General features: G+C 43.2%; 20 protein-coding genes. 10 read left to right on the top strand and 10 right to left on the bottom strand.

What is annotated here, in order from left to right; genetic code table 11:
* Window positions 1-167 precede the first annotated feature (167 nt).
* Window positions 168-320 (top strand): hypothetical protein, encoded by a 153-nt coding sequence (locus F6K38_RS13015; protein ID WP_154659954.1) that lies wholly within the window; start codon window positions 168-170, stop codon window positions 318-320.
* On the opposite strand, the gene F6K38_RS13020 is transcribed toward F6K38_RS13015, so the two are convergent.
* From F6K38_RS13020 to F6K38_RS13030, 3 genes are all read right to left on the bottom strand, one after another.
* Window positions 271-1,617, bottom strand: a complete 1,347-nt coding sequence (locus F6K38_RS13020) for a serine/threonine-protein kinase (protein ID WP_008190038.1) — start codon at window positions 1,615-1,617, stop codon at window positions 271-273. The two genes, F6K38_RS13015 and F6K38_RS13020, sit on opposite strands and share 50 nt — an antisense overlap.
* Before the next feature lie 188 nt (window positions 1,618-1,805).
* Window positions 1,806-1,958, bottom strand: a complete 153-nt coding sequence (locus F6K38_RS13025) for a hypothetical protein (RefSeq protein WP_154659955.1) — start codon at window positions 1,956-1,958, stop codon at window positions 1,806-1,808.
* Between the two features lie 162 nt (window positions 1,959-2,120).
* Window positions 2,121-2,474, bottom strand: coding sequence for a hypothetical protein (locus tag F6K38_RS13030; RefSeq protein ID WP_008190041.1), 354 nt, complete (start codon window positions 2,472-2,474; stop codon window positions 2,121-2,123).
* 63 nt (window positions 2,475-2,537) lie between these two features.
* Between F6K38_RS13030 and F6K38_RS13035 the strand changes: the two genes are divergently transcribed.
* On the top strand, window positions 2,538-3,110 hold the full coding sequence (locus F6K38_RS13035; RefSeq protein ID WP_008190043.1) for a DUF2996 domain-containing protein: 573 nt from the start codon (window positions 2,538-2,540) through the stop codon (window positions 3,108-3,110).
* 813 nt (window positions 3,111-3,923) lie between these two features.
* Here the strand turns inward: F6K38_RS13035 and F6K38_RS13040 are convergent.
* Window positions 3,924-4,259 (bottom strand): DUF433 domain-containing protein, encoded by a 336-nt coding sequence (locus F6K38_RS13040; RefSeq protein WP_008190045.1) that lies wholly within the window; start codon window positions 4,257-4,259, stop codon window positions 3,924-3,926.
* 282 nt (window positions 4,260-4,541) lie between these two features.
* Window positions 4,542-4,724 carry a hypothetical protein gene (locus F6K38_RS13045; protein ID WP_008190047.1) on the bottom strand — a complete coding sequence of 61 codons (183 nt, stop codon included), beginning with the start codon at window positions 4,722-4,724 and terminating at the stop codon, window positions 4,542-4,544.
* 540 nt (window positions 4,725-5,264) lie between these two features.
* On the opposite strand from F6K38_RS13045, the gene F6K38_RS13050 reads away from it, so the two are divergent.
* Both F6K38_RS13050 and F6K38_RS13055 read left to right on the top strand, forming a co-directional pair.
* A complete protein-coding gene (locus tag F6K38_RS13050; RefSeq protein WP_008190049.1) occupies window positions 5,265-6,416 on the top strand; it encodes a pentapeptide repeat-containing protein in 1,152 nt (383 codons plus the stop codon).
* Window positions 6,417-6,996: 580 nt separating this feature from the next.
* Window positions 6,997-9,297 carry a pyridoxal phosphate-dependent decarboxylase family protein gene (locus F6K38_RS13055; RefSeq protein ID WP_008190051.1) on the top strand — a complete coding sequence of 767 codons (2,301 nt, stop codon included), beginning with the start codon at window positions 6,997-6,999 and terminating at the stop codon, window positions 9,295-9,297.
* A 211-nt stretch (window positions 9,298-9,508) separates the two neighbouring features.
* Here the strand turns inward: F6K38_RS13055 and F6K38_RS13060 are convergent, their stop codons facing one another.
* Window positions 9,509-10,720 carry an EF-hand domain-containing protein gene (locus F6K38_RS13060; protein ID WP_008190052.1) on the bottom strand — a complete coding sequence of 404 codons (1,212 nt, stop codon included), beginning with the start codon at window positions 10,718-10,720 and terminating at the stop codon, window positions 9,509-9,511.
* A gap of 621 nt (window positions 10,721-11,341) precedes the next feature.
* Here F6K38_RS13060 and F6K38_RS13065 point away from each other — a divergent pair.
* The 4 genes from F6K38_RS13065 to F6K38_RS13080 all read left to right on the top strand — a co-directional run bounded on the left by F6K38_RS13065 (window position 11,342) and on the right by F6K38_RS13080 (window position 15,756).
* Window positions 11,342-11,500, top strand: coding sequence for a hypothetical protein (locus tag F6K38_RS13065; RefSeq protein WP_154659956.1), 159 nt, complete (start codon window positions 11,342-11,344; stop codon window positions 11,498-11,500).
* A 30-nt stretch (window positions 11,501-11,530) separates the two neighbouring features.
* Window positions 11,531-12,607 (top strand): magnesium-protoporphyrin IX monomethyl ester (oxidative) cyclase, encoded by a 1,077-nt coding sequence (gene acsF / locus F6K38_RS13070; protein ID WP_008190054.1) that lies wholly within the window; start codon window positions 11,531-11,533, stop codon window positions 12,605-12,607.
* A gap of 257 nt (window positions 12,608-12,864) precedes the next feature.
* The gene (locus tag F6K38_RS13075) at window positions 12,865-13,674 is read left to right on the top strand and encodes a hypothetical protein (protein WP_008190056.1); all 810 of its coding nucleotides are present in this window, start codon (window positions 12,865-12,867) and stop codon (window positions 13,672-13,674) included.
* 630 nt (window positions 13,675-14,304) lie between these two features.
* On the top strand, window positions 14,305-15,756 hold the full coding sequence (locus F6K38_RS13080; protein WP_008190057.1) for a BCD family MFS transporter: 1,452 nt from the start codon (window positions 14,305-14,307) through the stop codon (window positions 15,754-15,756).
* 432 nt (window positions 15,757-16,188) lie between these two features.
* On the opposite strand, the gene F6K38_RS13085 is transcribed toward F6K38_RS13080, so the two are convergent.
* The 4 genes from F6K38_RS13085 to F6K38_RS13100 form a co-directional block, all read right to left on the bottom strand.
* Window positions 16,189-16,593, bottom strand: a complete 405-nt coding sequence (locus tag F6K38_RS13085) for a hypothetical protein (protein ID WP_008190060.1) — start codon at window positions 16,591-16,593, stop codon at window positions 16,189-16,191.
* Window positions 16,590-17,987 (bottom strand): tetratricopeptide repeat protein, encoded by a 1,398-nt coding sequence (locus F6K38_RS13090; protein ID WP_229414760.1) that lies wholly within the window; start codon window positions 17,985-17,987, stop codon window positions 16,590-16,592. Before F6K38_RS13090 ends, F6K38_RS13085 begins: the two co-directional genes overlap by 4 nt.
* A gap of 722 nt (window positions 17,988-18,709) precedes the next feature.
* A complete protein-coding gene (locus tag F6K38_RS13095; RefSeq protein WP_008190065.1) occupies window positions 18,710-20,044 on the bottom strand; it encodes a tetratricopeptide repeat protein in 1,335 nt (444 codons plus the stop codon).
* A gap of 542 nt (window positions 20,045-20,586) precedes the next feature.
* Window positions 20,587-21,933 (bottom strand): citrate/2-methylcitrate synthase, encoded by a 1,347-nt coding sequence (locus F6K38_RS13100; protein WP_008190068.1) that lies wholly within the window; start codon window positions 21,931-21,933, stop codon window positions 20,587-20,589.
* Window positions 21,934-22,229: 296 nt separating this feature from the next.
* Here F6K38_RS13100 and gntT point away from each other — a divergent pair, with 296 nt between their 5' ends.
* Both gntT and F6K38_RS13110 read left to right on the top strand, forming a co-directional pair.
* Window positions 22,230-23,555 carry a guanitoxin biosynthesis MATE family efflux transporter GntT gene (gntT, locus tag F6K38_RS13105; RefSeq protein WP_287266136.1) on the top strand — a complete coding sequence of 442 codons (1,326 nt, stop codon included), beginning with the start codon at window positions 22,230-22,232 and terminating at the stop codon, window positions 23,553-23,555.
* Between the two features lie 35 nt (window positions 23,556-23,590).
* A complete protein-coding gene (locus F6K38_RS13110) occupies window positions 23,591-23,749 on the top strand; it encodes a hypothetical protein (protein ID WP_165691801.1) in 159 nt (52 codons plus the stop codon).
* Window positions 23,750-23,796: the final 47 nt, after the last annotated feature.

A 23,796-nucleotide genomic window follows, 5' to 3' on the forward strand; every position in this document is an offset into this window, starting at 1 on the left:
CTTTGTACAAAGATGGCCTTCCTTTGATGAAACGACTAATTCAAGCTCGTTGCTCTATTACTGCTCCTCCTACTCTTCCGATACCTCTCTAAACCTGACCAAACGTCTTTCCAAAAGAGCCACACCCATATTATTTAGCGGTTTTTAGCCTAATCAGGTACACAGTCTTGTTTCCCGATTCCCTACTCCCTACTCCCGATTCCCGATTCCCGATTCCCGATTCCCGATTCCCTAACACCCAGACCGAATTACAAACTGCTATAAACACTGCTAAATACTACATATCTCAAGGCGAGAGAAGAGAGATACGCCACCCATGAAAAAGGCAAAGTATGCCCAACCGGAAAAGAATCCGACATAGCTGACTGGTAGATGCCCCTGGGGAGCATTGAGGGTGAAGGGGAGGTCAACGTAATCTAGCCACTTTTCGTTGGTGTGCCATCCAAGTTGATCGCCAAAGCGACAGTAAGTTTCATAGTCATAATCGGCACCAGGAGTTACCTGCACACTCTCGGTGACTATGCTCTGCCAGATTCGCTTCTGTACACTAAAGCCAAAGCGCCCATGGCTGTACTTTACCCAGAGGCTGTTGAGAGTACAGAGGTCTGTACAAGGAAAGGTGTTGATATCTGGGATGTCAAGCCAGCCTTCTTCTTCTCGTCCTGCTGCTTTGAGCATAACGGCGAGAGTTTCTTGATCTGCCTCTTGCCACTTTCTACGGATTAGTAAATCCCGTAATGGGCGGTAATCTACTCCTACATCAGAACTAAGGTCATCAGCTTCACTCAAAGAGATGAAATAATCGTTTTCAGTCACGGGCTGTAACCATTCGTGGACTGACTGAGGACGGTCTTTTGGCTCTAAGGCCATGCCTTGGAGAATTACTTGATTTAAGCGATCGCTAATACTAGGAACCAGTTGGTTTGGTGGCACCAGCTCTTCACCGTCATACTTGCGGTAAATTGACTCGGTAGGACTTAGCCCGGTTACGGCATGGTACATCGAAGCCGCTAGAGAGTAGACATCCACCGTGGCGTGACGACTGCCTTGGTAGTATAGCTCGTAGGGTCGAAATGGTTTATTGTCAATATGGCTCGACACATTACTATCTCGGAGTATATCCCCAGGAATCCCAAAGTCAATCAATACCGGTTTGCCACTGTTACTGACCACGATATTATGAGGGCTGATATCTAAATGCACCAGCCCTACTCCATGGATTAGATTCAACGCTGACCCAATTTGAGTGATGTACTCTACTGCATCAGTTTCAGGTAATGGTCCTGTGCGTTGTACCAACTTCCACAAACTTTCCCCGGAAATAAAATCCATCACTAGGAAGTAGGTATCTCCTTCTTGAAACAAGTCTCTGACCTGGACCAGGGATTCAAGGTCAGCAGACAGTTGAGCCAGCAGTTGTCCTTGCTTGATAAATTGTTCTCCATAGTTGGGGTAGTCTGGAGCCAATCTCAGGCTTTCGTGTGGTGTTTTAATTACAACATCTTGATTGAGTAACTGATGGACTGCTTTGTAGGTAATTCCAAACGCTCCACGTCCAAGAATTTTCTCGATCTTGTATTTACCACCATGTAACAGCTGTTGCTCTGACCAGACCATATAGATTAGTTGTTAGTTTTTTCTTGTTAGTTGTTTATGATTTGTTTTTCGGTTTAGTAGATTTACCCTGGCTCCAACGGGGATTATCAACAATTTTCAAACACCCTAAATTCAAATACTATTGATAATACAATTAATGCTATAGCATTATTGAGTGAGTATTCAGCTATCAGCGTGTCGCGTATCAGCTAATGCGCTACTTGAGTTGCTACTTGAGGTGCTTTTGAATAAAACAAGTAAGCATTGGAATAATGCTGAGTAAAGTCACCTCCCAGCGTCGTTCGCACAGCGTGGCCATTCGCGTAGCGTGGCCGAAAGGCCAAGGCCAAAGCCTGTGCCACAAAACTGACGGCTGACGGCTGACGGCTGACGGCTGATGGCTGAATGCTTACATTATTGACATGCTATTAAATCTGATAATTAATTTTTTTAGGATTAATTTTCAGTACTCATATACTTTAGTATAATTCCCTCAGCTTTGCCATCCTCTGGAGCATCAGGTGTTAGCGGTTAATTCTCTCCCAAGAGAAAAAAGCTAGCGATAGGGAATCGGGAATCGGGAATCGGGAATCGGGAACAGGCAAGAGGCAAGAGGGAAAAAATCCTGTGTACCTCATTAGGTTAGAAAGCGCTATACTAAAGCTACTGACAAATGCGTTCGCGTAGCGTGGCCTACCGCCAATCGCGTTTAGCTCAAGTCCGGAGAATTCTGCCCATTTCCCGCTTTTCCCGCTTTTCCCGCTTTTCCCGACTCCCGACTCCCTCGGTGCGCTTTCCGTAGGCGAATTAAATTCGCCACGGGTCGCACCGCTCCCGACTCCCGATTCCCGATTCCCGACTCCCGATTCCCGAGGCATCTGTCTAGCCCTTCGCCAGTAAGATAGGATTATCCACAGTAAAGATAACGACTTACGTAAGCTATGGCGGAAGAAACCCAACCCTTGCCTAACCCTGAGGAAGCGAATACTCCTTCTGATACATCAGCAGAAAAACCGCAGGCTAAGGCCCCTGCGGCCAAAAAGCCTGCTGAAAAATCAGAAGAGAAACCAGCGGCTAAGGCTCCTGCGGCTAAGGCCCCTGCGGCTACAGAGGCAAAAGCTAAAAAAGCCAAACCACCAGCAATTGAAAAGAAACCCTTTACTGAATTTGTGGAACAACATTATGTGCCAGCCCTTAAGACTGCTTTTGCCAAACAAGGTATTGATGATGTAGATGTGACGTTTGCTAAACAGAAAATCCCCATTCCGAGTTTGAGTCAAATGGATGACTGTTGGCAAGTAATGGGTAGTTGGCAAAATGGGCAACGTAAATTTAACGTTTATTTCCTAGACGAAGATATTAAAAAACAAAAGGCTTTTTCGGCCTCAGCTAATGGTGTTAACCCTAGTACAATCGAGTCTTTTATGATTGATGAACGGAGAGTGACTCTTGATCTAATGGTTCATTACACTATACAACGGCTAAATGCTCAGAAGTGGCTAATGTGGAATTAGTTATTCTTGGATAAAGCTTAGGTAGATTGTAAGCTATCAGCTATCAGCGTGTCGCGTATCAGCTTAAGCGCTAAGCGCACGCTACTTGAGGTGCTTATGCGCGTAGCGTGGCCTTTGGCCAAGGGCTTTTTCCCAGACTTTCAAGTCTCTAAAATAGAGAACTATTAAATTCGGCATTGCTTAACAATGGAATGATTTGAAGAGTTTTGTGGAATGGGCATCTTGCCCGTTACAATTCCCGGGCAGGCAGGATGCCCACCCCACTCATATTCATTCCTTGATTCAGCAACGCCATTTTTTTAGGTTTTTAGAATTGTTTTATAGCACTACCCATTAAGGTTACGACAAGGTTACGACATTGATACAAGCTGAAAAGCTATATACTGAACTTTTGCCTTTTGCCTTTTGCCTTTTGCCTTTCGCGTAGCGCTATATTCCGTAGTTTTACTAGGGCTAAATCTTATAGGGCTGCGCCAAAATAATAGAAAAAAGGGAATGGGTGCTGCATGGCTTTATCATAGCACTAAAAACTACTCCCATAGCTTTATATCATGTCAGGATAATTACCCTTAATAAAAATATCCACCATCTGCCCACACTTCCCTAAGTCTTACTCCTAGTGAAAAATAGGGATTCCCGCAAAAAAATGCGATCGCATCAACCAAAAAAATGCGATTGGCCGTAGGCCACGCTACGCGAGTCACGCGTTCGCAAAGCGTGGCCTACGGCCTCAGCTTCCGCGCTTTTGCGAACGCTTACAGATACTCAATACGCCCAACCATGTCCTCTGGAGTATATACTTCATAAATCCGACTACTCACCCCGAATAGCCCTCAATCGTGATTCTAAAGGAGAAGGGGGACTATTGCGCTTCATTTCTTCCACAAACGCTGCACTTTCTGCGGTATGGCGGTCAATTTCTTCCCGATGATCGTAATAATAGGCCATTGCCGCATAAACCGCTGCCTTAGATAAATTATACTCAGAGGCAATTTCTTCTAAGGATTCTCCCATCTCCAAATACATTTTGGCAATAGTTGCGACAGGCATTATAGTGCCAATAATGCGAGGTTTACCACCACAAAAGTCAGGGTCTATAGCAATATACTCTGTACTGATCTGTTGGATAGACGTTTGTTCAGCATTCATCATCTAAAACCCAAAGATTAAGAACAGGGGTGTATTGATAAGTTTGACATATAATAGGATATCTGAAAAGTTTTTTTATACTTAATTTTGCCCCCCTAGCCCCCCAATTCTGGGGGGAACAAGAATCAATTTTATGGTAAAAGTCCCCCGAGGGGATTGCTCGCTCGGGGGACCAACGGGGGCTTCGATGTAGCAAATAAAACTTCCCAGACAACCTCTAAAAAAGTGTCAGGTTCTGTTCCCTGTTCCCTGTTCCCTGTTCCCTATACTAGCGCTATAACTTTATTTCCCTTTAGACTTAGGTAGTGAAAGTCCCAGATAGCCTCCAAGTCCTATTTTTGCCATATCCATAAACGTGGGGCGGTACTCTTCATCCATGACGGCTAGGGTAAGTGACCCCCCAAGTAATATGGAGATAATAGCAGCTTGAACCATTTCTTTGATTGTCAGAGTTTTATGAGCCATAGGTTTTTGTTGTAACTGGTACGCTTGACTGCTACTTTTAATGGTGACCGACAAAAACTGAAACCTTGACTGGACAATGGATTAGTTGCTAATATGATTTGGCTTTTGTTTGATTGCCTTGTGACTGAGTTGTGATTGCGCTAAAGGTTATGGCGCTGGCGGCAGGGAATAGGAAACTTCAGGTCAGGGAATTATTGAGTTTGGTGATTTAGGGCTGCATCGCTTACTCCATTGAATTATAAAAAAACGGCGTTGCTGATTCTGGATATGATTCCGCCCCCCTAGCCCCCCAATTTTGGGGGGAACAAAACTTTCAAGCGATGCAGCGCGGTCTTGGGGGTTTCCCCCATGAGCGACTGCATCAAGACAAGTCCCCCCGGTGCGCTTTCCAATGGGCGAGTAAATCGCCCTTGGGTCGCACCGCAAAGTTGGGGGATTTAGGGGGCTTTACCAAAACAATACTATCTAAATTAATACTTTAATTCAGCCACGAAAAAAAAATTATAGTTATTACTATATTTATAAATAATTAGCCAGACGATGAAAGATTGTAGCCCAGGTAAAAAAAATAAAAAACTAACTATCACCGCCTCTTCAGAAGGTATAGAAAAAGCGGAAAGCGCTTTAATCAGGCTAGGATTTGAGTCTAAAAGTAAGTTTGCAAAGTCACAACTTATAGGTCGCACTACAGTAACAAAGTTTTTTCAATCCAAGCCAATTCAGCTGGATTCCTTTAAACGGATATGCCAGGCTCTGAAACTAAACTGGAGAGAAATTGCGGAAATAGCAGAGGAAAACCGATCAGAACCGCTAAGCAGAAATGATGGTAGTAGGTCAGAGCTAGTGGAGGGGATGCAGCAAGGGCAAGCACTTAGGCGCAAAGTGACTGTAATCGATAAAAAAAGTCAAACAATTAAAGCTGTTATCGTATTAGAAGGGCATATAGATTCAGTTGAAAATTTAGACTTTATTCAATCTATTTTACGAGCCTATTCAGGAGACAGTATAAACATTATTGATATTGAACCAGGCAGCATCCGATTAATTGTAGAGGGGTCTCCAGAGGATATCGAACGGCTTAGATCTTGCATAGAATCAGGAGAACTCAAAGAATTAAGGGGTTTTCCTGTTCAAGATATTGAAATTTTGAGCACAAGTTCAGAGGATGATCAAAATAACGAGTTTGATCAGAAATGGCGTCTAGTGGAAGAGATTGCTAGCCGTGGAGCTGTGGGTCGAGACTTAAACGGTGTTGACCTGAGTGATGCTGACCTCAGTGATGCCAACCTGATTGGTGCCGACCTCAGTGAAGCTGACCTCAGTAGTGCTGACTTGATTCGTGCTAATCTAAAGGATGCCAACCTGATTTTTGCCGACCTGACTGAAGCGGATCTCAGTGAAGCGGATCTCAGTGAAGCCTACCTGAGTGGTGCCTACCTCAGTAGTGCCAACCTAAGTCATGCCTACCTGAGGGGTGCCTACCTGATTTATGCTGACCTCAGTGATGCCTACCTGATTTATGCTGACCTCAGTGATGCCAAGCTTAGTCGTGCTATCGTGAACAAATCCCGATTTGGAAATAACTTAGGAATTGATGAATCGATGAAACTTGACCTAATTAAACGAGAAGCAATTTTTCATGATTCTTTTCCAGGGGATAGCTCTAAAAGTCTTACCCCTATTAAAAGATAGGGATTACCGAAATTACAGGGTGCTGATAATTTTTTGGAATCCTGTCAGCTTCAATCAAACAAATGGGATCAAAAGAAAGAATGCGATTGGCCGTAGGCCACGCTACGCGAACGCTTACAGATACTCAATTGGAGTAGATAGCGTTTTTAATAGTAATGAACTACACAGGATTTTCTCCCTATTCCCCTAGCAGGGAACGGAGTTTGTAAGGTAGAGATTTTTTCATAATTCATCATCAACAACCCAAAGATTAAGAAAAGGGGTGTATTTCTAGGGTTTATCTTACTTATGAGGTAAACATAATTTTTTCTCTATTCCCTATTCCCTATTCCCTATTCCTTTCCCCCCTTCCGCGCGGGGGGTTAGGGGGGATCCGCTGCTCCCTACTCCCTAAAAACATGTACCTCACCCAATAGACATCTCCAGAAACTCGGTTTTGACCCAGGCAGTGCAAGGGTTTGAGGTTAATTTTTGGAGATGTCTAATTGATAACCGTAAATTTTTATGACTAAAGAATATTCAGTGATTTATTTAACTGTAATATTGACGTGGCATATATCAAAAAAGGCTGATTAACTCAATGGAAAACTATAAAGGGAGCGGATTGAATAAATTACGGAATGTTGTTGGTAAGTTAACGATATTTCGTAAAATCCGTAAGATTCAGGAACGTGTAAAACCTATACGTCAGCGCCTAGAAGAAATGCTCGGTGGTGAGGGTGAAACTAAGCGCAATGTGGAATCTTGGTTTTTAGGACCCAAGGGTGAAAATGCTGCTCTTTTCCAAGAGCTGATTACCCAAGCCCTTTCCGATCACATTGATTGGCGCAACAACTTCCATCCTGAAGATCCTTCCCCAATTCCAGATGAAGTTAAAGACGATCCTGGTTACATAGAAGCAGTAGAGTTACTGCGTACAGAATTGAACGAGCTTCTGAAGGAGCTCCGGAATTCAGGTCCGTTTTTCAGCATGCGCTATCAGGGACACATGCTCTGGGACCAGACTCTAGCCGGAATGGCTGGCTACTTTGCTGGGATGCTCTATAACCAGAACAATACTGCTATTGAAGCGGCCCCCTTCACCACGGTCTTAGAAGTTGAGGCGGCTAAAGACATCTGCGAGATGGTTGGCTATCAATACGATACTGAAGGCATCCCAGAGCCCTGGGGGCACCTGACTTGCGGTGGTTCAACGGCTAATATTGAGGCGCTTTGGGCTGCACGTAACTTAAAGTATTATCCCCTCTCCTTACAAAAGCCCCTCAATGATTCCAATTCGCCTCTTTATGCAGCCCGCGACATGATGGTAAAACTGCCATCAGGAGACGAGGCTAAACTGGCTACCTTAGATCCTTGGTCAACCTTGAACTTGGGGATAGATGAGGTTCTGGCTCTATCAGAGAGATTGCTAAATGAATATCAAATTCAACCAGACACAGTCACAGAAGCCATCTCTCCCTACACTCTCCAAAACCTGGGTTTCGTAGACTTTACCAACATATTTTTGCAAGATACTGATATCCAGACGCCGGTGATCTTTGTACCGGGTTCCAAGCATTACTCTTTGCCCAAGGGAGCAGCCATCCTGGGTGTAGGAGCAAACCAAATGCGGAGCATTCCCCTTGATATCCATGGACGGATGAACTCTACTATTTTGGAAGAACAGATAGATAAGTGTCTAAGCGAAAATCGGCCAGTGATAGCGGTGGTAGCAGTACTTGGTACCACGGAAGAAGGAAACGTCGATCCAATCAAGACAGTTTTGGATCTACGGGACAATAAGTATCACCTCCAAAACATTGAATTCGCTGTACATGCTGATGCGGCATGGGGTGGCTATTTTGCTGCAATGCTGGAAACGAAGGCTGTACCCGTCAGCACAGAGGCTGATGAACCAGTGCCTGTGCTGCCCATGAGCGATTATGTGTATGCACAATACGATAACCTTTACCGAACAGATACAGTTACAGTAGACCCTCATAAGACTGGTTACATGCCTTATCCAGCCGGGGCACTGTGCTATCGGAACATGTTGATGCGGAGTCTAATTGCCTTCGAGGCTCCCTACACCAATACCGGTGAAGGCTCTGAAGGACAAGATGAATATCTTTTAGGAACTTACGGCATTGAAGGGTCGAAACCCGGTGCCGCAGCAGCAGGAGTATACCTAAGCCATAAGGTTATCCCACCAGAACCCTCAGGATACGGCAAAATCCTTGGTCGAACCTTATACAACTGCAAAATGTTCCACTGGAAGCTGCTGGAGCTGAATGAGGATCCAGGCAAAGGCTATGGCGTCTTTCCAGTACCAATAGAAGACCCAGAAGGACCAATTAGCAATTATGCCAGTGAAAAAGAATTCAGAGACAAGCTACGCAGCCTGTTAGCTGGAAAGCGTCCTAAAGAGATCTTGAATGGTGAGGATACCGAAGCCCTAGAATTGCTGAAGGAGACAGGAGCAGACCTGAATATTCTCACTTATGCTTTTAATTTCAAGAACAGTGATGGGAGTTGGAACCAAGACTTAGAAGCAGCGAATGACTTCAATCGCCAGATCTATGATCGGATCAGTTTGAAACTAGTGCTTCCAGAAGAAGAAGGCGAAGATGTTAATGCCCAGTATAATGTGCTAGTTAGCACCACAGACTTTCAAAAAGATTATTACGGAGAAGAGTTTTTCAATAATTACAAACAACGGTTGTTACAACTTCCAGAGCCTGTAAATTCTGAACAAGATAAGGAAATCACGGTGATGCGATCAGTGGTCATGGATCCATGGATTGCTGAAAACTTAGATGGTAGTTGGTTCCTCGATACTATTATTGCGGAGTTAGATAAAGTGGTACTCCAGGTTCTTGCGGAAATGAATAACAATTCGTAAGCATTCAGCTATCAGCCGTCAGCCGTCAGCCGTCAGCCATTCGCGTAGCGTGGCCATAGGCCAAGGCTCACGCTACTTGAGGTGCTTATTTTATTCAAAAGCACCGATTCGCTACGCGCACGCTGCGCGAACAGTAGCCCATAAGCTGATAGCTGATAGCTGATAGCTGATAGCTGATAGCTGAATGCTTACAGCAATTCTTCTGTTTAAACTAGTCGGCTTTTTTAGCTCGGAAAGTAGCTGTGACTGTATAGTCAGAGGTGCGGTAACCGGTGAAGCCGACATGTTCACATTCGACAAATCCAACTGATGCCATTAGTTCTAAGACTTTGGAAATAGGTATAGCGCCTGCTACACAATCGCACCAACTCCCTTCTTGTATTTCTGACTCAGAATTGCCTTGGCGAACTACATCCACCAAATAAAACCTACCCCCTGGTTTCAAGCAATTATAGGCTTGGACAAAAGCACATTTCTTACGAGGTGATAAGTTAAATGTCCCATTGGCAATGACCACATCCGCTACACTTTCGGGAATGTCTTCGTGTTTGCCCATATCAAAGGGTGCTTTAATCACTTCAATAGTCGTGAAGTTACATAATTCGGCATTTTCACGGGCTTTTTTCACCATTGCAGCGGTCATATCTACACCAATGACTTTCCCGGTTTCACCTACCAAACTAGCAGCAACACAAAGGTCAGCACCGGCACCACATCCTAAATCGACAACGGTTTCACCTTGGTTAATCGAGCCAAGGGAAAAAGAATTACCGCACATACAGGAAGACTCCCAAACTTGCTCAGGAAGTTGGGATACGTCATATCCCATTTTGGCGGCATTTTCTTTACCATAGGGTAGGGGATTAATGGTGCCGAACCCTGCTTGAGGATTTTCAGCCAGTTGGGTATACTGCTTTAGAATTTCCTTAAAGGAACGGGTGACACCAACTGTTAACTTGATTTGACTCCAAAGTTCATCACTTTCCAGGAATTCATTGTAGTCAATCACACCATTGTTGTCACTGTCTGCTTTGGCAATGAGTGTCGTCAGTTCATCTTCCCCAAGATTAACCTTCAACGAGTCCAACAATTGACGTAATTCATCGAGTGAGATAGAACCATTGCCATCTAAATCAATCAGGGAAAAGATTTCCCGTAGATCATCTTGGGAAGTGAGGTCTACCTTGTTGACTACCCATTCCGCAAATTCAGGAAATTCGATAGTTCCACTTAAGTCGGCATCGGTCTTGATCAAGACCGCTTCTAGTTCTTCATCGGTTAGAGTCATTCCCAGAGACCCCATAGCATTGGCTAACTCTTCTCTAGTTAGAGACCCATTACTATCAGCGTCAAACAAATCAAATACTTCTTTGAATTCATCACGTTGAGCCGGTGTCAATTGACTTGATTCAATCGCTGACATAAGTTGATTTACCCTTTTTGTTAACTACAAATAACTACAAGTTTTTTGAATTATAATTGAATTATAAAAGTTGTGTATCCAAATTTATCCAGATAAATAATCGAACATTAAAACGGCGGTATAGCGACAATATCTATATTAGTAAGCAATGGAATAAAAATCAATGCTCAATCATTAATAAAATCTAAAATAGATTATCTTAATTGTCAATTATATGGAAGCAATATTTATTAAATGTAACGTCAACATTCAGCATCGGCAAACTTTGGAGCTAAAAAAAAGGGGGAGTCGGAACGGTTCCCCCTTGACAATCCCCATTTTTAGGTCAAAACTATAAAGATGATAACGAAAAAGGTAATAACTTGATTGAATAACTTTATTAAATAACTTTATTAATTAATTATTTTCTTTAAGTTATGTAACAGCTTTTAGACTTCAGGTTTGCTTAAGCTTTCAGGTTTGCTTAAGGGTTCAGGTTTAAGCTACGGCAGGGGCAAAATGTGATAAAACTTTAAATTACGTTGTAACTCTTAACAAAAAAAAGCGCTTGAGATCACCAATACCCTGGTAAACTCAGAAAGCAATATATATATAGCAATAGATAGCAATCGTCATTGATTGGTGAAACTGACCCTGGGACAAGGTGTTGCCTTGTGTTCCCTGTTTGGGGAATCTTTCTCGGTTTCACGAGCTGATCCCGATTGCTATATGATCAGTCTTGGGTTTGGGCGTGGGTTGAGTAACCCGGATATGGCCACACCAGGGCACCGAGAATGGTAAGCAACTATAACAAGCAAGCAAGAGCTTAAGATGGTAGATTCCCTTAAAAAACCTGATTTTGATGAAATCCGACCCGGTATAAAAGTTCCGGCCAAGGACACGATCCTAACTCCCCGGTTCTACACTACTGACTTTGAAGCAATGGCGAAGATGGACCTCTCGCCTAATCAGGATGAACTCGAAGCCATCCTGGAAGAGTTTCGAGCTGACTACAATCGTCACCATTTTGTCCGGGATGAGGAGTTTAATCAATCCTGGGACCATATTGATGGGGAAAAACGCCGGTTATTTGTTGAGTTTCTGGAACGTTCCTGTACAGCGGAATTCTCTGGTTTCTTGCTGTATAAGGAATTGGGACGGCGCTTAAAGAATAAAAATCCTGTGCTGGCAGAGTGCTTTACCCTGATGTCTCGTGATGAAGCACGTCATTCGGGATTCCTGAACAAGGCCATGTCAGATTTCAATCTACAGCTGGATTTGGGATTCCTGACTAAGAGCAAGAAGTACACCTTCTTTCAGCCGAAGTTTATTTTCTACGCTACTTATCTGTCTGAGAAGATTGGCTATTGGCGGTATATTACTATCTATCGCCATTTAGAAGCGCATCCTGAAGACCGGGTCTATCCAATTTTCCGCTTCTTTGAAAACTGGTGTCAGGATGAAAACCGTCACGGGGATTTCTTTGATGCGCTGATGAGAGCCCAGCCGGATACGCTGAATGACTGGAAGGCTAAGCTTTGGTCCCGATTCTTCTTGCTGTCGGTGTTTGCCACTATGTATCTGAATGATGTTCAGCGGTATGGATTCTATGCCTCAATTGGTTTAGATGCTCGTGAGTATGATAAGTATGTGATTGAGAAGACTAATGACACCTCAGGACGGGTCTTCCCAGTTATTTTGGATGTAGACCATCCGGAATTTTATGAGCGTCTAGAGATTTGTGTCCGGAATAATGATAAGCTGAGAGCGATCGCTAACTCAAATACGCCCAAGTTCTTGCAAATATTCCAGAAGTTGCCCCTATACATGTCTAATGCCTGGCAGCTCCTGAAATTGTACCTGATTAAGCCCATTGATATGACGGCTAAACAAGGTTCTATGATCTAAAGTTTGCTCCGCTAACTGTTAGCTTCGTTTTTGTGGTGATTCTACATTAGGTAGGATCACTTTTTTTTTGATTCCCTGCTCCCTACTCCCTACTCCCTACTCCCTACTCCCTACTCCCTACTCCCTACTCCCTACTCCCTACTCCCTACTCCCTACTCCCTACTCCCTATTCCCTTAGATCCGGAAATGATATAAGAATGACAGAAGTTTTATCGGTATAGGTGCGTCAGTTCTGTTAGTGTATTTTTTATTGTTGAGTGTTGAAAAATTTGGGACTTAAGTATCTAAAAACGGGATTACTGGGACTAACGTTTAGCTTCACAGTTGCTTACCGAGCTGGGAGTCAAACCGTGCCAGTACCGGACTCGACTACAGGCAACCAAGAGGAAACCCAGGGGAATCCCCCTGAGCCTAATCCAGATAAGTTACCAGAGTCTCCCCAGTCTGATCCTCCTGGTAATTCAGCAGCCCAGGAGTTGGATTTAAGTCCAGAGGTAATCGAAGGCAGTCCGGTGCTACAGCGTTGGCTAGAGGAGGTGCCCGATGTTTGGCAGAATATTCGCCATCAACCCAGTTTTCGTACTCGGTTGCGGTTGGGTTACTCCCAGTTTCCCTCTAATGGACAAGCAGCAGGGGTGAATGTGGGAGTAGAAGATGTGTTTATTGGTAATTCTGGCTTAACGGTTAGTGGGGATTATCAGGCTTCCTTTAATGGTGAGCGAGAAACCTTTGGGGTAGATTTGCGGTATTATGTGCGGCCCTTAGGGAGTTATTTCAATATTGCCCCGATGGTAGGTTATCGCAATTTGGAGACTGATGGTTACTCTACCGATGGGGTAAATGTGGGAGCACGGTTGCTGTTGGTTTTGTCTCGCACTGGTGCCGCTGATATTTCCTTCACTCAGAGTTTTGTGTCTATTGGCAGTAGTGATGAGGTGGGGATAAGCAAGCTTTCCTTCGGTTATGCGATTACTCCCAATTTGCGGCTTGCTACGGATATTGAGAAACAGAATTCTATCGAAAATAAGGATAGTCGGGTGGGGATTGGGTTGGAATGGATGCCTTGAGATTTTGATAGGGTGGGTAGTGTGGCTTACAGGGGTAGGTTTTTTACATCTGGTTCGGGAGTCGGGAGTCGGGAGTCGGGAGTCGGGAATCGGGAGTCGGGAATCGGGAGCGATCGCGTAGCGTGACCTAGGGTCAATCGCACCAGCGCGGAAGCTTCGCTTCATCCCGTAGCGTGGCCATTCCCGTAGCGTGGCCTTTTGGCCAAGGCCAATCCCATTGATAGCGCTAGGTACAGAGAATAAAAAAATTCCCTGGATCAGGGAATTGAAAAGCAGATCAGCTAAAGGTTTGAGCAATGATTAGTGCCTTGAGTTGGTAAACACAATTACATCAATTGCTATCCCTATTCTATTAAGCTAACCAAGAGCGCGCTCGCGTAGCGTGGCCTACGGCCAATCGCATTTATCGATCCCATTAAGCTAACCCATTTAGGGATTTGATCTAAGCCATTTAGCTATAGCATTTACCTATAACATATCCAAATTGATCATGAAACCCAATGCTGATTTGTCATAACACCAAACAATCCTCGGATCTCTTTCCTACTATTCCCGATTCCCGATTCCCGATTCCCGATTCCCGATTCCCGATTCCCGATTCCCTCTCTCCCCTAAACTAAAACTCTACCGATGAAAACCAGTAATTTAGTCAAGTCTGAGCCTCCCTCCTCAGCAAAGCACCAAACACTTCCCAAGATTAATCTATTTACCATGTTCCGGCTTGGTCTATTCTATATGGGATTAGGGGTCTTGGCAGTGCTCACCCTAGGAGTGCTCAACCGAGTGATGATCGACGAGCTAGGTATTCCAGCCTCAATTACCGCGAACCTCCTAGCCATTTCGCTGTTTGTTGCCCCAGCCCGGGTATGGTTTGGTCAGCTCTCGGATACTAAACCCGTCTTTGGATATCACCGTACTGGTTACCTCTGGATGGGAAGCGGGTTATTTATGATTATCCTATCCTTAGCGGTACAAATCACCTGGCAATTGGGCAATCTCGTCCAAGGGGCTGGAGGTTGGACATGGTCAATTCCAGCCTATAGTTGGGTCGCTCTTGGGGCTCTAGTTTTTGGTCTATACGGTCTAGCCCTAAGTATGAGTTCCACTACCTTTTTTACCTTATTAGTGGATATTTCTGATCAAGACAACCGTGGCAAATTAATCGGTATTACCTGGTCAATGATGACTGTGGGTATTGCGATTGGGGGCATCAGCAGCAAAATTTTGCTGAAGCGATTAGATAATATTGATACATCCCTGGAAGTATTGCGGTCATCGATTACTGGACTGTTTTTCTTCGTACCCTTAATCGTCTTCGGGCTAGCGGTATTAGCCACCTTTGGAATCGAGAAAAAATACTCGCGCTATTCTTCCCGTTCTATCCTAGCGAATCGCGAAGACCAGATTACCTTGGGCCAATCCCTAAAACTATTAACGGCTAGTCCCCAAACTGGCCTGTTTTTCACCTTTTTGGTGATCATGACCATCAGCCTATTTCTCCAGGAAGCGGTGCTAGAACCCTATGGGGGAGAAGTCTTTAATATGTCAATTCCTGAAACTTCTCTACTGAATAGCTTTTGGGGGATTGGGATGTTGATGAGCTTGAGCGCCACTGGCTTTTTCCTAATTCCCAATTTGGGTAAGCGCAAAACCACTCAATTAGGCTGTCTAGCGGTATCTATGTGCTTTATCTTGATTATTATGTCAGGATTTACCGGAAATGCTCAGCTATTCAAGGTAACCTTACTCTTATTTGGTTTATCTACTGGTATCGCCACCACAGGAGCTCTCAGTTTGATGTTAGACCTAACCGCAGCAGAAGCGGCTGGCACCTTTGTGGGGGCATGGGGATTAGCGCAAGCCATGTCACGAGGCATAGCAGTAGCCAGCGGTGGTGTGATCCTTGATGTAGGTAGAGCAATTTTTACTACCCCAGTCTTGGCTTATGGTGTCGTGTTTGCTCTCCAATCGGCAGGGATGATAGTAGCAATTTGGTTCCTAGGTAAAGTGAATTTTCAGGAATTCCAAGATAATGCTAAAGATGCGATCGCTGCTGTGATGGAAGGGGATTTGGATGGTTGAAGGCAGAATTTAGAATTTAGAATTTAGAATGAAGAATGAAGAATGAAGAATGAAGAATGAAGAATGAAAAATCTAGAATTCTAACTTCTAACTTCTAACTTCTAACTTCTAACTTCTAACTTCTAACTTCTAAAATGCGATCGCTTTCTTGGTGCGCGTTCCCTATTGAGGTAAAAAGTCAGCTCAGATGAATTGTAGGGTGGGCAAAAACATTTTGGTTCACATCAGTCTTCTAGATAAGATAACTTTGCCCACCCTACTTTAATTGGTATTTTTTTTATAAGCAAGTCCCTAAAAAGTCAGCTCAGATTAATTGTAGGGTGGGCAGTGGGTACTTTGGCGATGGCAAGCACATGACTCGGTTTGATGCACTGCCCACCCTACATCTACTGTATGCACTATATGGTACAGTTCCGCTTAGGAAAGCTCGGGTTACCTGTGACCAGCACCCCTCCTCCTGCCAGGACCAAATGGATCAAGAGCATCATCAGGAGGGTAGAAGCCAGGCTTCTCCGGAGGGTTGCTAAATCGGCTGATTGGTTTCCCACAACCATTATTCACGCCCACCCAAATACCTTCAGGTATAGTCCATTTGTTGTTGTTGTGGCACTCAATGACTACATAAGCTCCCTTAGCTATTCTTAGGAAGTCACCAGGATAAAGTTCTTCACCTATCGATACAGGAATGGAAACGTTTTCAGGTAAGCGGAAGATCTTACCCACTCCCTGAGCTGTGTCCACAGTTCCTACAGGTAATTGATCGGCAATAACTTTATTGGTAAAACCTTGTGCAACGGTAATACCAACGATTGTCAAAGCAGCTACTATGTGTTTCATTGTTTATTGGGCAACTGTTTAGTTAAGCCAGTTTCTAAGCGCTGTCTAGCTTGGTCAATCCATTTGTCTTGATCTATATTATAACTGGAGGAATATCCCAGGCAAGATGCCCAATTATTCATGATTATTGCAGTATTATTGTCACCTGCTTCTTCTAGTACCTGGGCTAGCAAACAGTAAGCTGGTGCCTTTTCCTTATCTAAAGTAATAGCATCCTGGAGATGACGTTTTGCCTCAGCATAGCGATTTTGTTTTAGCCGAGCCCACCCCAGGTTTTTAAGCAAATAGTATTTCACTTGCTCATTGTCAGTATTCTCAGTTAGGTATAGACCTCTTAGTAACAAGGAACTAGCCTGATAATATTTTTTGTCGAGAATATACATTCTTCCTAAGTTATTATAAGCAACTTCAAAGTCATCTTGTACAGCAATTTTGTATTCAGATAAAGCCTTTTTATTTTCTTGTAGTTCCTCATAAACTAATCCTAATTTATAATGAGGTTCAACGTAGTCAGGATTTAGTACTAGTGCTCGTTTGTAGCTTGATATAGCAGCAGCAAATCGCGGAGGACTATTTTCATCAAAAATATATCCATCACCAATATTTTTGTAAACCACTGCAATGTGAGGTAACGACAAACGAACGGTAACAGAAACTAGTAAAAGACTGAAGGCAATACCACAACTTACTTCTTCCCACAAATATTTAGGAATATTCAAACGGGTAAGAGCACGTTTGATTGAATCCTGTCCAGCTTTTGTGAGAGCGCTTCTACCGGCCAATAGTGTTAAGACGCTTTGAGTAGCAGTAACAAAAGCCCCTACGGTATCTGGTCCACCAGTCAGAAAGCGTGAGGAAATGTCTACGGTTAAACTCAACGACGATGTTAGAAATACAACTGTCAGTATTTTCCCTAGCCAGTCAAGATAATCCCATCGATGCTTTGGAGGTTTGAAGAACCACCACCAAGCGTCTACTTTAGGGTTCAAAATAGAATGCCATTCAGTTAGATCTACTACTGTGGTAATCTTATTAGTCTCTTGCTTTAATCGGTTATCTAGATCGTTAACCTTAATCAAGCTTCCTGTAGGAATCTGTGATTGATTGCTTAATTCTGCTTGAACCGTATCACGAGCAGTCAAAACTTCTAGAACTATTTCTTTTGATGGCGAGCGGAAGGATCCCACTTTGGAAGAAACATACCGCATTAAGCTGTATGATCGTGATTCTACCGCCCACTTAAAAAGATATATTTGCCAAAATGGGATGCTCCCTGACGAGCTAGTGTCTTCAAGTTTAGTCAGTGCATCAGTATAACGTTGAATAGCAGACTCTAACTCTGACATAGCAGAATTATTATTAGGAGTTTCTCCTGGCATAAGCTGACTTGACATTTGATTTCCCTCTAATTTCAGCCTCCCGTTCCACCAACCTCCTCTCAAATTCAGCCATTGTCTGAATGATGGGAATGTTTTCAGCACAGCCAGGTATAAGCGCGATCGCATCAACAATCACATCAGTCTTTGACCTGCCAGTTTGCTCAACCTAGCAGCTATTGAGTTATGGGAGAAGGGTTGAAGGAATCCTAATGGCGATTTGAGGTTTAGTAATAGCATAAATCTAAAGTAGCGCTATTATACCAATTGTATGACTAAGTGTTGCTATTGCTGTATTAATTCTTAACATTACGGTAAATCACCTCTGGAGGTGTTTCTGCTCACCGACATCAACTAGTCCGTTGGTGGGCAGTGCTTAGTCAGGCGATTGACCGTAGGTCACGCTACGTGATCGCAAACAAATGAATCGGTGTGATGCACTGCCCACTGACATGAACTAGTTAGTTATCAGTGGTGAGTTACCGATTACTGTCAATCGTAAGGTGGGCAGTGTGTACCAACCCGATGGCAAGCAAATGACTCTGTGTGATACACTGCCCACCCTACATCTAAATGATAGATTTACTGTGGCCAAGGGAGCAGGGAGCAGGGACTGAGGCCGTAGGCCACGCGGGGCGCGTGAGGCCGTTGGCCACGCTGCGCGAACGGAGCAGTGGAAAGAGGCAGTATTCAGAAAATTTTGTTAGTTGAATAGCCTCATTTCCCTTTTACAGTAAGCTTTATGAGTTTTTTAACTGGAAATTTAGCATAGCAGGTACTGAAGAACCATTTAACGGAGTTTTTAAGTGCTGTCTAGCTTGATAAAACCATTTGTTTTCATCTATATTATTAGTATTGGCATACTCATAGCAATATCCCCAATTATTAATTATTTCCGTGTTTTTTGTTTCCGTATTTTTTTCATCTGCTTCGTTTTTTTCAGCTTCTAATACCTGGGCTAGCAAACAGTAAGCTGGTGCCTTGTTATTATATAACTTCTTAGCATTCTCGAGATTATATTTTGCCTCATCATAGTACTTTTGTTCTAGCATAGCCCACCCCAGGTTTGTCAGCAAATTGTATTTCACTTCTTTATCATTGTCTTTATCATTTTCAGTCTCCTCATTAATTAGGTCTAGACCTCTTCGTAACCAAAAACTAGCCTGAGCATATTTTTGATCGATAATATACATTCTTCCTAACTTATTATAAGCAGGAATGAAGTTATCTTTCACAGCAATTTTGTATTGAGATAAAGCCTTTTGATTTTCTTGTAGTTCCTCATAAATTGTTCCTAAGTGATAATGAGATTCAGCGTAGTCAGGATTCAGGGCGACTGCTCGTTTGTAGTCTGATATGGCGGCAGCAAATTTCGGATGATTATGTTGAATGTCTTGATCACCAAGATGGTTGTAAAAATCGGCAATCTTAGGTAACAAAAAATAAACTATAACACAAATGAGGAAAAGACTGAAGGCAATACCACAAATTACTTCTTGCCAAAAATAGTTAGGAATATTCAAACGGGTAAGAGCATTTTTGATTAACTCCTGTCCAGTTTTTGTGAAAGCGGTTCTACCAACCAGTAGTGTTAGGACGCCCTCACTAGCAGTAACAAAAACCTCTAAGGTATCTGGTGCTCCACCACTCAGAAAGTGTTCCGAAATATCTACCGTTAAACTAAAAGACAATATGAGAAATACAATTGTCAGTATTTTCCATAGCCAATCCAGATAATCCCATCGATGCTTTGGAGGTTCAAGAAACCACCACCAAGCCTCTACGTTAGGGTTGAAAATAGCATGCCATTCAGTTAGATCTACTGTGGTAATCTTATTAGTATCTTGCTTTAATCGGTGATCTAGATCGTTAACCTTAATCAAGCTTCCTGTAGGAATCTGTGATTGATTGCTTAATTCTGCTTGAACGGTATCACGAGCAGTCAAAACCTCTAGAACTGTTTCTTTTGATGGCGAGCTAGCGTCTTCAAGTGTAGTAAGTGCATGAGTATAACGTTGAATAGCAGACTCTAACTTTGATATAGCAGAGTTAGTCTTAGGAGTTTCTTCTGGCATAAGCTGACTTGACGTCTGATTTCCCTCTAATTTCAGCCTCCCGTTCCACCAACCTCCTCTCAAATTCAGCCATTGTCTGAATGATGGGAATGTTTTCAGCACAGTCAAGGTAATTAGCGATCGCATCAACAATCACATCAGTCTTTGACCTGCCAGTTTGCTCAACCTAGCAGCTATTGAGTTATGGGAGAAGGGTTGGAGGAATCTTAATGGCAATTTGAGGTTTAGTAATAGCATAAATCTAAAGTAGAGATATTATACTACTTGTATCACTAAGTGTTGCTATTGCTGTATTAATTCTTAACATTACGGTAAATCACGTCTGGAGGTGTTTCTGCTCACCGACATCAACTAGTCCGTTGGTGGGCAGTGCTTAGTAAGGCGATTGACCGTAGGTCACGCTACGCGATGCTCCGTAGGAGCCGCTAAAAGCGATCGCAAACAAATGAATCGGTGTCATGCACTGCCCAGCCTACATTTACTCCCGGGTTTATTTTAAGGATTAGGCTGACGGCTGACAGCTGTTCGCGTAGCGTGAGCTTTTAGCTCACGGCTGAATGCTTAAGAGCAGGGAATAAGGGAATCACTCCTGAAGTGCTTGGCTCAACATCATTAAAGAATAAATTTGTTTTTCCTACATAAGCTTGATTAGGGAAAACAATAGTAGATTTTTCGGTAGCTAGGCAAATATTAGCAATGTAGCCAGCAATGCGACTGCAATAGAACATAACTGTCATCAGTTGATCAGGAATTCCTAGGTTTTTCCATAAAACACCAGAATAAAAATCTACGTTTGGTTTAATCTTATCGAAGTAAGGAATAGTATCTATTTGCTTATGCATTTCCCTCGCAATATGCATGAAAGTATCTCCCTTTCCTTCTTCAACCATTTGGTTGCAGATTTTGCTGAGAATTCTGGCTCTAGGGTCTATCCCTTTGAATTCAATATGTCCTAACCCAGGGATTTTCTGTTTTTGAGCCAGGGATTGCTGGATATAATTTCTGATCTTGTCTTCTAGGTCTCCATCAGCAGCAGCAATTTCCTGAAACATCTGCAACACCCTGAAATTAGCGCCCCCATGTTTGTCTCCAGACAAGGCGTTTAAGGCGGAGATTAAACTTCTCCACATTCCCGTACCATTGCTAATATTTTGTTTAGCAGCAAATGTTGAAGGACTCAAGCCAGCGTCTGCATGCAACACCATCAGTGTATCCATCAAAGAGCGTTGCTCATCGGTTACTTTACCGAAACCGCAGATCATCCCCAGGAGATTATTGATATAATCATAATTTTGTCCATAACAGCCAACGTCTTGGGGCAATACCAAAGGCTGCTGTTTGACATGTTGTAGGATCATCCCTACCAGAATAGGAGTTATGGCAAGAGCCTTCAATATTGCTTCCAACTGTTCGCCTTGATTCCGTAAAGGCAAAGAACATTCTCCGGAAAGATAGGATAATCCAGAACTTAGAATAGCGACGGGATTAGCATGGGGAGAAAAGGAAGAGATTACACTCTTGAGTCCCTTAATAATTTTCTGATCCAGAAGAGAGTTTTTGGCCAGTTGCTCCTTAAACCATTGTTTTTCCTCTTGGCTGGGGAGATGTGATTCATATAACAAAATAATGGTATCTAAGTAATCGCAATTATCGACTACTAATTGGATCGGAATCCCCCGGTAGTATAATTCTAGAGCTCCGGCATCTAAATAACTTAGACTGGCTAATTCAGTAGTTGTGTGCCTGAGTTCGGAATCGTAAATTTGATAGCCTGTAGTTTTTGCTACTGTTTTCCCACAGATTAGTGTTTGTCCTGTCTTGGTCAAGTATATGGGAATAGGGTGAGATGAACCATCGGGTAAGATGATAGTGAGATGAGAATGTTCCATTTTTACAATCACCTAATAATCCTATCGATCAGCTAACTTCAGAGCTATCAAAAAACATCTCAAAATGGATCCAAAAGCCCACAAATTAGTATGGGTTTATACTAACTTATAGATTCTTGGTATCAAGAGATACAAAGTTTTGCTATAACTAGCAACTTTTGTGATTAGCATCCACTCCAAATATAGCATATTGTAAACAAAAATAAACACGATCAGCCAAAAATTGTTTATGGTGAGAATAAAAGAAAATTTTACAGTCAACAATTTTGGCTAGATTTTGGTAATTAAGACCCCTTATGTCCAAAGACAATACGGAAACGTTTCATCTTCGCTTTCTGCGATTAGCTACTGTCAATATCCTCTCCAACATCGCGATTCCCTTAGCAGGGTTAGTAGATACCGCATTTTTGGGACACTTAGCAGATATTAACTATTTAGCTGGGGTTGCTCTAGCTACAGTTATCTTCAACTTGGTGTATCGCAACTGTAACTTTCTGCGGATGGGAACTACCGGCCCAACGGCTCAAGCGGAAGGACGCTTTGACCAAGATGGAATTACGTTAGTACTTCTACGTAATGGTTTAATTGCTTTAACCCTCGGAATACTCATTATCTTGTTGCAATATCCCCTTAGAGAAATTGGCTTTAGCCTACTCAGCGCTGCACCTGAGGTTAAAGCTGCTGGACAAGATTACTTTAATGCTCGGATTTGGGGAGCGCCTGCAACCCTACTCAACTTGGTCTTAATCGGGTGGTTTCTAGGCCGGGAAAAGAGCACCAAAGTATTGGTTTTGTCAGCTATTGGCAATGGAGCGAATATTATACTGGATTACCTGCTGATTATCCGTTGGGGCTGGGCAAGTGCAGGGGCTGGATTTGCTACGGCGGCTGGCCAGTATCTGATGTTACTTATGGGCATGATTTTCATAGCTACAGAAAATGGCTATCCTCAAATGCTAGCGCTAGTAGACAGGATTTTCGACCTAGAGGCCATAAAATCGACTTTTAAGTTGAATGGAAATATCTGGATACGCTCTATTGCTTCAACCATCACCATTGCTGCCTTTACTGATTTGAGTGCTTATTTGGGCACGATGGTGCTAGCTATCAATACTTTACTGTTGCAGGTGATGATCGTGACCTTCTACTTTATTGAAGGATTATCCTTTGCGACGGAAAGTATAGCAGGGAACTTTCGCGGTCAAGGCTTGACCAACAAATTTCCTTCTCTGTTGCGCCTATCTGGAGCAAGCAGCCTCGGCATAGGACTAACCATAGCTTCCTTATTTGTCCTCCTGCCAGATCCTCTGTTTGGGTTGATGACCAATCATGGAGAGGTAATTGACGAACTTCACCATTATCTTCTGTGGCTACTTCCCTTTCTAGGACTGAGTTCTATGGCTTTTATGTTAGATGGGTATTTTTTGGGCTTAACTGAAGGAGCTCTGCTTCGCAAAGGTGTTGTAACCGGTAGTCTTGTTGGTTTTCTCCCTGTAGCTGTAGCATCTTGGTGGTTCCACAGTAGTCAAATCTTATGGCTGGCTATGTGTTGTTATATGGGAGTAAGAGCCTTAGCCCTGGCAGTTCAAGTCCCAAAAACTATGAGGTCTGAGAATATTTAATCCCAGGAGTGTTGAATAGGGAAGAGTGTGGGGAGATGGGGAGATGGGGAGATGGGGAGATGGGAAGATGGGGAGATAGGAAAGATTTTGATAGTGTTTATCATAGTTATGAGGTACAGGAAGTACAGTCAAGTGTCTTACCCCGATTCCCGATTCCCGACTCCCGACTCCCGACTCCCGATTCTAAATTCTAAATTCTAAATTCTAACTTCCCTACTCCCTACTCCCTTTCCAAAAAAGT

Source organism: Moorena sp. SIO3B2, assembly GCF_010692525.1.
GTDB lineage: Bacteria > Cyanobacteriota > Cyanobacteriia > Cyanobacteriales > Coleofasciculaceae > Moorena > Moorena producens.